10 protein-coding genes and 1 riboswitch are annotated in these 13559 nt (G+C 41.3%); all 10 genes read right to left on the reverse strand.

Features of this window, described 5'->3' with window-relative positions:
- Positions 1 to 3 precede the first annotated feature (3 nt).
- Complete coding sequence (gene purE / locus ACZ47N_RS04335) at positions 4 to 522, reverse strand: 5-(carboxyamino)imidazole ribonucleotide mutase (protein WP_464887908.1); 519 nt, start codon at positions 520 to 522, stop codon at positions 4 to 6.
- Positions 523 to 541: 19 nt separating this feature from the next.
- Positions 542 to 1693: a 5-(carboxyamino)imidazole ribonucleotide synthase gene (locus tag ACZ47N_RS04340; RefSeq protein WP_464887909.1), complete on the reverse strand. Its 1152-nt coding sequence runs from the start codon at positions 1691 to 1693 to the stop codon at positions 542 to 544.
- A gap of 93 nt (positions 1694 to 1786) precedes the next feature.
- The gene (locus tag ACZ47N_RS04345; RefSeq protein ID WP_464887910.1) at positions 1787 to 3109 is read right to left on the reverse strand and encodes an NCS2 family permease; all 1323 of its coding nucleotides are present in this window, start codon (positions 3107 to 3109) and stop codon (positions 1787 to 1789) included.
- Positions 3110 to 3212: 103 nt separating this feature from the next.
- Positions 3213 to 3314: riboswitch (purine riboswitch) on the reverse strand.
- Between the two features lie 98 nt (positions 3315 to 3412).
- Positions 3413 to 5818: a PAS domain S-box protein gene (locus ACZ47N_RS04350; protein ID WP_464887911.1), complete on the reverse strand. Its 2406-nt coding sequence runs from the start codon at positions 5816 to 5818 to the stop codon at positions 3413 to 3415.
- A gap of 31 nt (positions 5819 to 5849) precedes the next feature.
- A complete protein-coding gene (locus ACZ47N_RS04355) occupies positions 5850 to 8180 on the reverse strand; it encodes a PAS domain-containing protein (RefSeq protein WP_464887912.1) in 2331 nt (776 codons plus the stop codon).
- 122 nt (positions 8181 to 8302) lie between these two features.
- Positions 8303 to 8887, reverse strand: a complete 585-nt coding sequence (locus ACZ47N_RS04360; protein WP_464887913.1) for a TetR/AcrR family transcriptional regulator — start codon at positions 8885 to 8887, stop codon at positions 8303 to 8305.
- Positions 8888 to 8991: 104 nt separating this feature from the next.
- Entirely contained in the window at positions 8992 to 10530 is a 1539-nt protein-coding gene (gene guaA / locus ACZ47N_RS04365) for a glutamine-hydrolyzing GMP synthase (protein ID WP_464887914.1), read from the reverse strand.
- A 23-nt stretch (positions 10531 to 10553) separates the two neighbouring features.
- Positions 10554 to 12014 (reverse strand): IMP dehydrogenase, encoded by a 1461-nt coding sequence (gene guaB / locus ACZ47N_RS04370; RefSeq protein WP_464887915.1) that lies wholly within the window; start codon positions 12012 to 12014, stop codon positions 10554 to 10556.
- Between the two features lie 118 nt (positions 12015 to 12132).
- On the reverse strand, positions 12133 to 12333 hold the full coding sequence (locus tag ACZ47N_RS04375; protein ID WP_464887916.1) for a hypothetical protein: 201 nt from the start codon (positions 12331 to 12333) through the stop codon (positions 12133 to 12135).
- A 5-nt stretch (positions 12334 to 12338) separates the two neighbouring features.
- Positions 12339 to 13442 carry an aldo/keto reductase gene (locus tag ACZ47N_RS04380; RefSeq protein WP_464887917.1) on the reverse strand — a complete coding sequence of 368 codons (1104 nt, stop codon included), beginning with the start codon at positions 13440 to 13442 and terminating at the stop codon, positions 12339 to 12341.
- Positions 13443 to 13559: the final 117 nt, after the last annotated feature.

The following is a 13559-nucleotide window of genomic DNA, read 5'->3' on the forward strand; positions in this document are numbered from 1 at the left end:
CTACTATCTCCCTTCCAGAAAAGCATCTATCCCCATTTTTTCCAAAGCTTCTGCTTTTTTAATAACCTGATCCTTTTGACGCTCTCGAAAGATTTCCAGCTTTTTGTCAATTTCAACATTGGTTATTGCCAACATCTGAGCTGCCAGTAATCCAGCGTTTCCAGCACCATTAATAGCTACGGTTGCCACAGGAATCCCTGCTGGCATTTGTACAATGGATAGCAAAGAGTCCCAACCATTTAGAGCTTTACTCTTAACTGGCACTCCAATAACAGGAAGTGTTGTCATGGAAGCCACCATTCCCGGTAAATGAGCTGCACCACCAGCACCTGCAATAATCACTTTAATGCCTCGCTCCTTAGCCTGTTGTGCGTAAGCTGTCATACGCTCCGGTGTACGATGTGCCGAAACAATCGTCATTTCCGATGAAATTCCTAAATCTGACAATGCCTGAGTTGCCTCTTTCATTACTGGTAAATCTGAATCGCTTCCCATAATAATCCCAACCTCTGGTTCTTTCATCAACATCCACCTCTTCTCCTTATTCTCCAGCTTTGACTTTAAGCATACTCCGAATTTTTTCCGCTTTTTCCATGGCTTCTTCCCTAGTGTCCCCTAAAACCGTCACATGACCCATTTTTCTCCCAGGCTTACTTTCCGTTTTTCCATAAAAATGAGGGTATACTTCCGTCAACTTCATAGCTTCTTCCATGCCTTCCAACCTAGGCGGTCCACTTTTATCTGGATCTCCCAAGAGATTAAGCATAACCGCAGGTTTTCGTAGCTTTGGCTTCTCCAGCGGCCATCCCATCAACCCGCGGATCTGCTGCCCAAACTGAGAAATAGTGCAGGCTTCTATGGTATAGTGGCCTGAGTTGTGGGTTCTAGGTGCAATTTCATTAATCCATAATTCATATCCTCGACCCACAAACATCTCAATACAGAAGATCCCGGTTCCCTTCAACTGTTTCATAGTTTCGGCTGCTAGGGATGCCGCCTTTTGTAACACCGATTCTGGCAGTGGCGCTGGCACAATACACCTATCCAAAATGCTATCTCGGTGGATATTTTGTCCCACAGGAAAGGTTTCTGTTTCTCCTTGCTGGTCTCGAGCAACAATCACGGATATTTCCATCAAAAAATCCACAAATACTTCCCCCATCAAAGGGTGCTCCAAACCTTCTAACCCATGAAAAGCTGCTTCCAATTCCTCTTCACGGCGAATCACTATATTCCCTTTTCCATCATACCCGCCTCGGCAACGTTTCAAAAGAAATGGGAATCCAAAGGTTTCCGCTGCCTTTTTCAAGTCCTCCACCCCATGGATTTTTCTATAAGCAGGCACTGGCAATCCTTTGTCTTCCAAGGCCTGATTCTGTCTGTATTTATCTTGAATCATGTAAAGCGTTTCTGCTGATGGCATCACAGAAATCCCTTCTTTTTCTAGCTTCATTAAAGATTCAGCATGGATATGTTCAAATTCATAGGTGATCCTTTGACTTTTCTCTGCCAGCAACCGAATACTCTTTTCATCAAAAAAACGGCCATGAATCAATTCATGAGCCATTACCCCTGCTGGACACCTTTCAGAAGGATCTAAAACAGCAAAAGTTAACCCCCTTTGGTGCCCTTCCATCAACAACATTTTTCCCAATTGTCCTCCGCCAACGACTCCAATGTCATAGCGCTTCACGTTCATTCCCTCCTTTTTTGTTTCATTCAAATGAGATCAAAGGATCCTCTGGCTGTTACCAGCAGGAGCATCCTTTTCTCTCTTTTTCTTTGATTAATGTGGCAAAATAGTAAATCTAAGAATAAACAAAGCAGCCAAAATATAAATTGACGGATGAACTTCTTTCCCTTCTCCTACGGCCAGCTTGGTGATAGGGTAAAAAATCAGCCCAGCAGCAATGCCATTAGCAATACTAAAGGTGAAAGGCATTATGGCAATGGTTAAGAACGCTGGCATAGCCTCTGTAAAATTATCGAAATCGATGTTTTTGATGGTCCCCATCATCAAAACGCCTACGATAATCAACGCAGGTGCTGTAGCCTGAGGTGGAACCACCAAGGCCAAAGGCGCCAAGGCTATGGAACACAAAAATAAAACACCAGTTGTTACGGCAGTTAAGCCAGTTTTTCCGCCTTCAGCTACGCCAGCGGCTGATTCAACATAAGTAGTCACCGTAGAAGTTCCTAATACCGCTCCAGCCGAGGTGGCAATAGCATCTGACCACAGAGCCTGTTTCATATTAGGCAACTTCCCATCTTTATCCAACATACCTGCTTTATTGGCCGTTCCAATTAAGGTACCAATGGTATCAAACATATCTACCAAACTAAAAGAAACGACTACAAAGAGGACACTGGTAAAGGCCCCTGCAATACCAGCTTCCCCAATGGCCAAAAGGCCACTCATATCCATTTTCATAAAAGTTGGCGAAAGATCTGGTCTGGCAAAATGAGCAATTTCTGTGCTGGTAACTCCTAAGGGGATCCCAATGGCTGTAGTCAGGAGAATCCCAATCAAGATGGCTCCTTTCAAGCCCTTGGCCATTAAAACACCCGTAATCACTAGGCCTAGCACAGACAAAATCACCTTCGGATCTGTAAAATTTCCAAAATCGACTAAGGTGGCTTCATAAGGAATAACGATGCCTCCATTTTTCAAACCTATCAATGCAATAAAAAGACCAATACCACCTCCAATGGCATGTTTTAACGCATTTGGAATGGCGTTGACAATGGCTTCTCTTGTTCCTGTTGCAGTTAATACCATAAAGACAAGTCCAGAAATAAATACAGCAGCCAAGGCCTGTTCCCACGTGTAGTCCATCCCCAGAACAACGCTAAAAGCAAAAAATGCATTCAGTCCCATGCCCGGAGCCTGAGCAAAAGGCAGATTAGCATAAAACCCCATAATAAACGTACCAATAGCCGCCGAAAGACAGGTGGCCAGAAAAACCGCATTAAAATCCATTCCTGCCGCCGATAGAATGTCTGGATTAACAAAAAGTATGTACGCCATGGTAATAAAAGTGGTAACCCCTGCTAAAATTTCCGTCTTCACATTTGTGCCTCGTTCTGTTAGTTTAAAATAATTGTCCATCAATGAATGCCTCCTTAGATTAGTGTGAATCCAGCCCCAAAAACAAATGCCTCGCTGCTGATTCCATTAAATGAATCCAGCTCGAAGCATCAATATGCTGCATGGCAGCATAGGCCTCGCTCGTAGTAGAGCCATTTACGGTGACTCTGTAGAAACTGCCGAACCATATTATCAGCATTATAGGATTGAGTTCTTTTCTTTATCATAGCAAAAAACAAAGAAAAAGCAAGGGTTTTTCGAATTTTTTTATGCTAATCAGGAAGAAAAACCATTCAAATATGGAACGTTTATGGTTTAAAATTTTTAATCGTTCGTTTTTATGCTTTCCTCTAAGGAATACCCATCTTCTCTAAATAAACGAATACACGCATCCACTATGTCTCCATCGTACCAGATCCCTCGGTATGCTTGGATTTCTTTCAAGGCATATTCGACCCCTAAAGCTGGGCGTTGGGGGCGATGGGAAGAAATAGCTTCCACCACATCGGCAACCATCAAAATTTTTGCCTCCATAATAATCTCTCCACCGGATAACCCATTTGGATAACCTGATCCATCTATTTTTTCATGATGTTGAAGAATGATCTCCGCAATTGGCCAATCAAAATCAATATCGATTAATACATCGTAGGCATTCTTTGGATGGGTTTTTATAAATTCAAATTCCAGATCCGTCAAGGCTGCTGGTTTACTAAGAATCTCTGATGGAATGATAATTTTCCCGATATCATGCAAAGAAGCCGCAATCCAGAGACCTTCTAATCTTGTTTCTCCTACATTCATTTTCTTTCCGATGGCTTTTGCCAAGCCTGCTACCCGTTGTTGATGACCAAAAATATATAAATCTCGTTTTTCAGATAATTTCGCAAAGCTATTGACGGTTTCTGTTAATGCTCGTTTCAATTGTCTTTCGGTTTTTTTCTGATTCGAAACATCTGTATAGATCCCTTGATAGCCAACTATTTCATCCTCTATCCGAATAGTTCCTCCACGGATTACCACTGGTATTTCCTTACCTTTCTTTGTATAACGAAGGGTTTCCATCTCCATTATTGAAAGTTCTTTGGCTAAGCGATCTATCCTTTTTGCTTCTTGAGCTTGATGAGAGGCTACAATCAAATCATTAATATTTTTACCAATACACTCTTCTGCGGTATATTCAAAAATGTTTAAAAAAGTTTGATTCACCTCTTTTATAACTAGTTCATCTGTCATATGAACAATAGCATCCGGGGATTGTTGAAAAAAAGATTCTAAAATAAGCTTTTGATCCTTCCTTGATTTTTGTCGTTTTTTATCCTCTGTAATATCCATTATAATGCCACTAAACGTCTTTAATTTCTCATGTTCATCCCAGGCCACTGGCTTCCCACTAACTTTTATCCAGAATGGATCTCCATCTATGGTACGCATTAAAATCTCTTTTTCATACTCCTGTTCCCCTCTGACAATCTTTTCATCGTCTTTCAACACCTCTTCTCGAAGAGATGGATCGATCCTTTCGTTCCACTCCTCCGTTGAGATAATCGATTTGGAAACACCTAATATCCTTCTACTTCCTGGATCCAGAAAAATCTTCTTTTCTTGAACATCCCATTCCCATATGCCAGAACCACTTCCCTGCAACACAAACTTAAGCTGTTGACGATTAGCCATTAAACGGTTAATTTTTTCTTTCCATTCCGTATAGTCCGTATGAGTCCCAGTAATACGAGATGGTTTCCCTTGTTCATCCCAGGCAACTACTTTGGCTTGGGAAAGAATCCATTTATAAGTCCCATCTTTACAACGCATTCGAAATTCATAACGGCGAAACAGATGCTCCCCCTCGCGAAATTGCTTTAATATTTTACGGATCCTCTGCCTATCCTCTGGATGAAGATGAGATAAAAAAAAATGCACCTGATCCATGACTTCTTCTTTGGTGTACCCCAACATAGATGCCCACTGTTCCGTTATCGTGTTTTTATCCTTGAGTAAATCCCAGTCCCATACCCCGTCTTGACTCCCCTCAATAGCAAAACGCCACCGTTCCTCATTTTCCTTTAAAAGCCTCTCCTTTTCCTTTAACAAATCATAATGATGCCGCAACTCTTCCTCCGTGGCTTTTAACTGTTGCAACGAACTCTGCATTTGCTGGTTTACCGCCGAAAGTTCTGTACCAATAGACTGTCGACCATAAATTCCTTGAAACATTTCCGCAAAATATTCTGTTAACATTTGCAGGAATGATATATGGCAACTCAACTCTTCTTCCGTCATCACAGGGACTTTCTTCAAGGATGCGAGATACACTTCTTCATCATAGCCATATTCATGGGCTTGGCGACGAAACACTTCTTCTGTTGGTTTTACCAAGAAAAACTCTCCCAAGACAAGCGTCGCAACTTTTTCGTTGGCTACCATTACTGGAACAGCTACATTCACCAAACCATTGGCACAAACCTGACGATAGACTGTCTCATCACTTTTTCCCCTAGCTAAGTGGGAGATGGATTCCTTGCTAACATGACAATTCCTTTGGAACTCTCCATGCATCGGATGAAATTCAGCACATATGGGTTGATGTACTCTTTCTGTAATGACCTCTCCTTTGGGATCTATCATCAAAACCGTCAGACCTGTTGATACCTGAAAGTGAATCATTATTTCTTCAACGAATCCAAATTCTAAATGATCAGATATTTTTAGGGATGTTTCAACTCTCATCTCCCTCACCTCCTTTGTAAACCCTTGTGCGCTATCCAAAGCTAAAAGATCCAGATTGGAATAATTTCAAGCAAATATCCACGACTTCATGATCATACCAACTTCCACGACGATTGTTAATTTCATCCAGGGCTACCTCTATTCCCAGAGCTGGCCTATAAGGACGATGAGATGAAATAGCCTCCACCACATCCGCTACGATTAGAATTCTAGCTTCTGGAAGAATGGCTTGTTTTGTCAATCCACCTGGATAACCACTCCCATCACAGCGTTCATGATGTTGAAGCACCATGTCTGCCACCGGCCATTCAAACTCAATGTTTTTAAGAATATCATAGGCATTCTGAGAATGGGTTTTAATATATTCAAACTCTAGTTGTGACAAGCGAGAAGGCTTACTAAGAATCTCCGAAGGAATCATTATTTTACCAATGTCATGCAATAAAGCTGCCGTCCGTAGACCTTGTATCTTATTCTCATGCCATTCCATTTCTTTTGCAATCGCTACAGCCAATGACGCCACTCTTTTTTGATGGTCCGACGTATAAAGATCTCTTTTTTCAGATATGCGAGATAGACTAACAACGGCATCCTGCAAAGTTTTTCGTAATTTGTTTTCTGTTAAGACTAGTTTGCTTATGTCCGTGTAACTTCCCTGAACCCCAAAGACTTTTCCATTCAGCACCGCTGGCCCTAACCGAAGAATCACCGGAATCGCTGCACCACTTTTCTTGTACCGAATGCCACGTCCTTCATAGTAATGAATCTTGTAGGCTGTTTGTGTGATGTTTCTACCCAAATTCGTTTTATCTGCTGGTAAAATCAATTTGTCCAAGTCAGCACCACTGGCTTCCTCTACTGAATACTCGAACATTTCTTCAAAACGACGATTTGTCATCCGTATTATATTTTCTTTTCCTCTTAACTCCGTATAGACCAACGCATCCGGAGAATGATTAAAAAGCGCCTCTAGCACTTTTTTCCGCCGCTCATAGTCTCTTTCTTCTTCCACTTCTTGGCTTCGATCGGTTATCATTCCACTGACCCGCTGAATATTTCCATCTTCGTCAACCTCCACGGCTCTTCCTCGATCTAACACCCATCGAATTTCCCCATCTGGTCGCAAAATCCGATAATAATGAGAAAAACCTTTTTTCTGCTGCATTTTCTTTTTTTCTGCTTGAAGAATTCGATTTCGGTCTTCTGGATGTATCATTTGTTTCCATGTATCTGCAGATACAACGTTGGAATCTATTCCCCATATTTCCTTGGTTTTATCTGAAATAACGCCTTCCCCTGTCACGTAATTGGTATCCCACCATCCATCTTCACTGGCTTCCAGTGCCAAGGTTATTCGCCGTTGACTCTCTTTAAGCTTTTGTTCCAACATTCGATTCTCAGTCACATCCCTCTGAGTCCCGACAATTCTCCTTGGAACCCCCTTTTCATCCCACTCAAAAACTTTTCCTCTGGTCTTAATCCAACGATAGGATCCATCTTTCCCTCTCATGCGAAATTCATAGTCCTGTTGCAGGCAAGATCCGTTAAAAAAACGATCTAAGACAGATTCCACATAGGTTTTATCCTCTGGATGCACCAGAGATCTAAAAAAATCAACATTCCCTTCTACCTCACTTGGCTCATAGCCCAGCATTTCTCCCCATCGATGTGAAATAAAATTTTTTCCCGATGGAACATGCCAGTCCCATACCCCATCTCGGCTTCCTTCAACAGCATAGAGATATCGTTCTTCTGTTTCTCGAACCATTTCTTCTTTTTTCAGAAGCTCATCATATTGACAACGAAGTTCTTCTTCTGTTTGTTGAAGCTGTTCAAAGGCTTTTTCCAGTTCTGCATTGGACTGCATCAACTGTTTTTCTTCCTGTTCCTGATTGTATTTAGTCTCTTCTATGGAAATAGCAAACACCACCAGACGGTGTACCATCCGGAGATGGGCCATTTGAGTATATGCTTTCTCCGAATAACCATATGCAAAGGCCTGTTTCCTTAAAGCATCCAAGTCAGACTTTTCCAGAAGAAGCGGCCCAACAAAAACACATCCTATTTTTTCACCCTTTATACAGACATCCATTGCCCCATGAAGACTTCCTAAAGAACAAACATAGATACCATAGGCTTCTTCCCCTTCATACTGCCGACGATAACCAGGCATTTTGCTTTTTTCACATACACATTGGATCTTGGAATTTTCATGAGAAAAATCTTCGCAGGCAGGTTTTGCTTCCGATGACGCCAAGACCACTCCCTGAATGTCTGTCAATGTGGCTGTCATCCCCGTCATATTTGAAAACCCACGAAAGAGTTGTGAAATTTTATCCTTCAATTTCGGAGATAATTGCATCTTCTTTCTCCTTATCTTTTATGTCTTTTTTTAAGTATACGACAAACAGAGGCTAATTTCCTCTTTTTTCTAAAAAATGACATAAAAAAAGTGAGTCTATGAAAAGACTCACTTTTTTTCGTTTACTTGATTCCCTTCCAAAATAGTTCCCAAGCAGTTTCTGCATGTTCTTCGGAAAATTCAATTTGCCTACTTATCAACTGAAGGAAATAACCCGTGATGAATCGGTGAAAGGCATCCAGTATTTCTCTAATATCTGTTTGAGGCATCTTTCTTTTTTGACTAGTAGCAATAAATTCACTGACTTTCTCTGCATATTGCTTTCTCCATGTCAGATGCATTTCCCAAATTCTTTCTTTCATGGTAGCCACTGGAAAAAGGACATTTCTTAACAAGAAGGTATGCTCTTCTTTTTGCTGACGATAAAAGTCCAGCAAGGCTTTAAAGATATACTGTAGACGTTCTTCTGCCATTAAACTAGGACAACTCTCGATGGCTTCATCAATGACTTTCTGATGTAAGGCTTCTGCTTCTTTGATCATCTGCATATACAAAAGCTCTTTTGAATCAAAATAGTAATAAAAGGACGGTGCTGTAATACCTATTTCATTGCAAATATCTCGGATAGTCGTTGCTTCATATCCTTTTTCGTTAAAGAGTCTCATCGAAATTCTTTTGATCCGCTCTGCTGATTCATGTGCTCTCACCGTTTACACCTCTTTCTACCTATCGTTAGTTGTTCCTTATTGTACCTCTAAATTTGCAAGAAATCAAGTAATTTTCTTTCAAATTGATAAAAACTAATATCATTTTATTCCCACTCCACAGTGGCTGGGGGTTTCGATGTAATATCATAAACGATACGATTTACATGATCCACTTCATTCACAATTCGATTAGAGATGATTTCCAAAACTTCATGAGGAATTCTAGCCCAATCTGCTGTCATGGCATCCGAACTAGTGATGGCACGTATGGCTACGGTGTGGGCATAGGTTCGCTCATCTCCCATAACTCCAACGGTTTGAACATTGGGCAATACAGCAAAATATTGCCAGATACTTCGATCCATTCCTGCATTTTTTATTTCTTCTCGTACAATGGCATCTGCTCCTCGAACAATTTCCAGTTTTTCTTCTGTTATTTCGCCAAGAACCCGTACCGCTAATCCTGGTCCAGGAAAAGGTTGTCTCCATACCACTTCATCTGGTAAACCCAGAGCTGTTCCCACGGCTCTTACTTCATCTTTAAATAGATACTTAAAGGGTTCGATCAATTGAAAGGTCATGTCCTCCGGAAGCCCGCCAACGTTATGATGGCTTTTAATTACCGAAGCGGTGTCCGTTCCACTTTCTATGATATCTGGGTAGAGAGTTCCTTGTACCAAAAATTCCATCTGCCCTAATTTTTCTGCTTCCTCTTCAAACAAACGTATGAAAGATTCTCCAATAAACTTGCGTTTCATTTCCGGATCTGTAACGCCTTTCAAGCCTTTAAGAAAGCGGTCTTTGCCGTCTACACGGATAAAATTCATTTTAAACTGTTTTTCAAAAATGGCTTCCACCTGTTTTGACTCATCTTTCCGAAGCAAACCATGATCTACAAAGACACATGTTAGCTGGTCTCCAATAGCTCGATGGACCAAAACCGCTGCAACCGAAGAATCTACCCCTCCAGAAAGTGCACAAAGGACTTTTCGATGACCTACCTGCTGCCTAATTTCTTCAATGGTTTCTTCAATAAAGTTACCAGTGGTCCACTCTCCTTGACAGCCACATGCCTTGTATAAGAAATTCCGAAGAATATCTGTTCCATATTCTGTATGTTCAACTTCTGGATGAAATTGAAGGGCATAGCATTTCTTTTCGACGCTCTCCATAGCCGCTACTGGACAATCTTTGGTAGAGGCCGTTACAAGAAACCCTTCTGGTGCTTGCTGAATCGAATCTGTATGGCTCATCCAGCATACTAGTTCTGTTCCGATGGTATCAAAAAGCATGGACTGACTTTCTAAAGATAACTTAGTTTTTCCATATTCTCGCTTATGGGCTCTGGCTACGGTTCCATCAAAATGTAGCGCCATCAATTGGCCCCCATAGCAAATACCCAATACTGGAATGTCCAAGCTAAAAATTCCCGGATCGCATTTCGGTGCATTGTCTTGGTATACACTGGCTGGCCCACCTGTAAGGATGATGCCAGTCGGATTCTTTTTCCTCACTTCTTCAAGGCTAATATGGTAGGGTACCACTTCACAATAAACCTGACACTCTCGAACTCTTCGGGCAATTAATTGATTGTACTGCCCACCAAAATCCAGAATTAAAATGTTTTCTTTTGCTAACTCCATTGACGCCATCCTTTCTCTTTTCATTAATTCGTTTCTTTCACACTGTAATTTGGTGCTTCTTGGGTGATAAAAATGTCATGCGGATGTCCTTCTACCAAAGAAGCACCAGTTATTTTAGTAAACATTGCATCTTTACGCAAGGATTCAATTCCCGGTGTACCGCAATAGCCCATACCTGATCGAAGTCCACCCATCATCTGGTAAATAGTGTCCTTTAAGTGACCCCTATAAGGAACCATCCCTTCTACCCCTTCCGGCACTAGTTTTCGATCATCTTCTTGGAAGTACCGATCCTTGCTGCCTTGTTTCATAGCCCCTACAGAGCCCATGCCGCGATAGGTTTTGAAATTTCTCCCTTTGTAAATAACGGCTTCTCCAGGACTTTCCTCTGTTCCTGCAAACAACGAACCAATCATCACCGTACTAGCCCCTGCCGCCAATGCTTTTACAATATCACCAGAGTATTTAACGCCTCCATCCGCTATCACTGGAATCCCATAAGCGTCTGCTGCCTCTGCACAATCAGCAATTGCAGATATTTGCGGAACGCCTACGCCTGTCACAACCCTAGTGGTACAAATGGAACCTGGACCTATGCCTACTTTTACAGCACTGGCACCCGCTTCAATCAAGTCTCTGGTAGCTTCCGCCGTCGCTACGTTCCCTGCTACTATTTGTAAGTTCGGGTAGACACTTCGAACTTTTTTTACAGCCTCTAAAACACCCTTAGAGTGGCCATGAGCTGTATCAATTACAATCACATCCACTTTGGAGCTCATTAAAGCATTCACCCGTTCCATCATATCTTCCGTAATCCCAACGGCTGCGCCGGCTAGCAATCGACCACCTTTATCTTTTGCAGAATTCGGATATTTAATGGATTTTTCAATATCTTTAATGGTTATAAGGCCTTTTAAGTTATTCTCTCTATCCACAATTGGTAATTTTTCAATTTTATGTACCATTAGGATATTTTTTGCTTCTTCCATGGTCACGCCTTCTTGTGCCGTAATAAGATTTTCTGAAGTCATCACCTGGGAGATGGATAAGCTATAATCTTGAACAAAGCGAATATCCCGATTGGTAATAATGCCCGCCAACTTTCCTTTTACCGTAATAGGCACACCAGAGATGTGATATCGTTCCATCAACTCCAGTGCATCTGAAACAATATGGTCTGGCGATAGAAAAAATGGGTCTACAATAACTCCATGTTCACTTCTTTTTACTTTATCTACTTCCAAGGCTTGTTCTTCAATGGTCATATTCTTGTGAATAATTCCAATCCCACCTTCTCTAGCCATGGAAATAGCCATTTTCCCTTCTGTCACTGTATCCATTCCCGCACTAAGCAAGGGGATGTTTAACTCAATCGAGGGAGTTAGTCGAGTTTTCAATGAAACTTGCCCAGGTAACACTTCTGATTTGCCTGGGATTAGCAATACGTCATCAAAGGTTAAGCCTTCTTTTACAATTTTTTTCATTCTCTATTCATTCCTCCTTTAAAATAATGACAAAGCCCCAACTTCAGGAGTCGAAATCACTCCATGGGCAGTTCCCTACGGAAGTACGACATCTGAATTTGGGGTTAGGTTTGTAATGCTATTTTTTCAAAAACCAGTACACATATCCGCAATGTTCACATATGTAATTCTGAGCTGCTTGATTGGCCCAATCAAACCCAAAAAAACTTGCCCCTGCGGTATTCATTAAGGTTTCCCTCTCCCAAAATTGATCTTCCCCGCAAACCGAGCATATCAGCTGTTTGCCGCTAACCGTTACTTGCTTTGCATCCTTATTCATCTAAGTCACCTCAAATCCATCATTCCTTGAATTTTTTTCAACCGATCTATAATGGGGAGTTTTTGCGTACAAAGAGATTCACAAATACCACAAGCGGTACATTCTTTAGGCAAAAGGTCTGTTTCTGTTAAGTCGTTTTTTTCCTGGTACCACTCTAATTGTTGAAACATTTCTTTTTCACCCATCAACAAGTAAAGGTTATAGGCTTCCATGTAATAATTCATTTTAATTTTCAAAGGACATTTTCGACAGTATTGACAATTGGTGCAAAGCTGATCCATCATACTGGTAACTTTTCCTCTTATTTCTTTTTCTTTGGTTGCAGATACGGTCACCGGTCGCTGAATGATTTTTACGTTTTCATCCACTTCTTCTTTAGTGCCCATCCCTGCCAAAACTACTGTAATACCATCTTGGGCTGCATTAAACCGAAGGGCCGCTTGAGAAACGGTTTCGTCTTGGTATTCTCGAATAAAGTCAAAATAGTCTTGATGCCTAGGGATCAAACCGCCACCCAGTGGATTCATTGTGACTACCCCGATCTGTTGCTTTTTCGCTGCCTCTATTCCCTGTTGACGAAAAGGATGATTCATCACATTATATCCCAGTAAAACGCCTTCAAAAACACGGTCTTCAATAATGTGCTCTATGTCTTCTCCCTTGCAGTGAGTCGAAAAACATAGATGCTCAATCAGTCCTTCTTCCTTGGCTTTCAATGCTCCTTCATAAGGCCCTCCTGGAGCCATGACTCGATGATACTGATCCAAGTCCATAATGCACCACATATGGTAAAAGGTGATTTTTTCCAAATTCATCCTTTTTAGGGAGTTTTCAATTCGTCTCCTTACCTCTGATGCGGTTTTTTCGCTGCTAATACCGCTTTTGGTAGACACGTAAAAAGGTGCAGGCATTTTTTTAAAGGCTTTTCCAAAAATATCTTCGCTACGATCCTCATTATAAAAAGGAGCTGTGTCAAAGTAGTTAATTCCATTGCGACTAGCATGTCGAACTACCTCTGCACCATAATCGTCGTCCTCACCGAATCTCATCCCTCCCATCCCAATGACGGAAACATGTTTTCCAGTTTTTCCATAAGGTCTGTAGATCAAAAAATCGCCTCCACTTAAATACATACTGCAATTTTTATGGCATGTTTATAATACTACAATTATACTGCATTTGACTCTATACGTCTACATCAAGATAAATTTGGATTTTAACGCAAA

It is taken from the genome of Tindallia texcoconensis (assembly GCF_055383815.1).

What these genes read in the sequence shown, in the direction of transcription:
- purE (WP_464887908.1), bottom strand. Translation starts at nt 522, where the DNA reads ATGAAAGAACCAGAGGTTGGGATTATTATGGGAAGCGATTCAGATTTA.
- ACZ47N_RS04345 (WP_464887910.1), bottom strand. Translation starts at nt 3,109, where the DNA reads ATGGACAATTATTTTAAACTAACAGAACGAGGCACAAATGTGAAGACG.
- ACZ47N_RS04350 (WP_464887911.1), bottom strand. Translation starts at nt 5,818, where the DNA reads ATGAGAGTTGAAACATCCCTAAAAATATCTGATCATTTAGAATTTGGA.
- ACZ47N_RS04355 (WP_464887912.1), bottom strand. Translation starts at nt 8,180, where the DNA reads ATGCAATTATCTCCGAAATTGAAGGATAAAATTTCACAACTCTTTCGT.
- guaA (WP_464887914.1), bottom strand. Translation starts at nt 10,530, where the DNA reads ATGGAGTTAGCAAAAGAAAACATTTTAATTCTGGATTTTGGTGGGCAG.
- guaB (WP_464887915.1), bottom strand. Translation starts at nt 12,014, where the DNA reads ATGAAAAAAATTGTAAAAGAAGGCTTAACCTTTGATGACGTATTGCTA.
- ACZ47N_RS04375 (WP_464887916.1), bottom strand. Translation starts at nt 12,333, where the DNA reads ATGAATAAGGATGCAAAGCAAGTAACGGTTAGCGGCAAACAGCTGATA.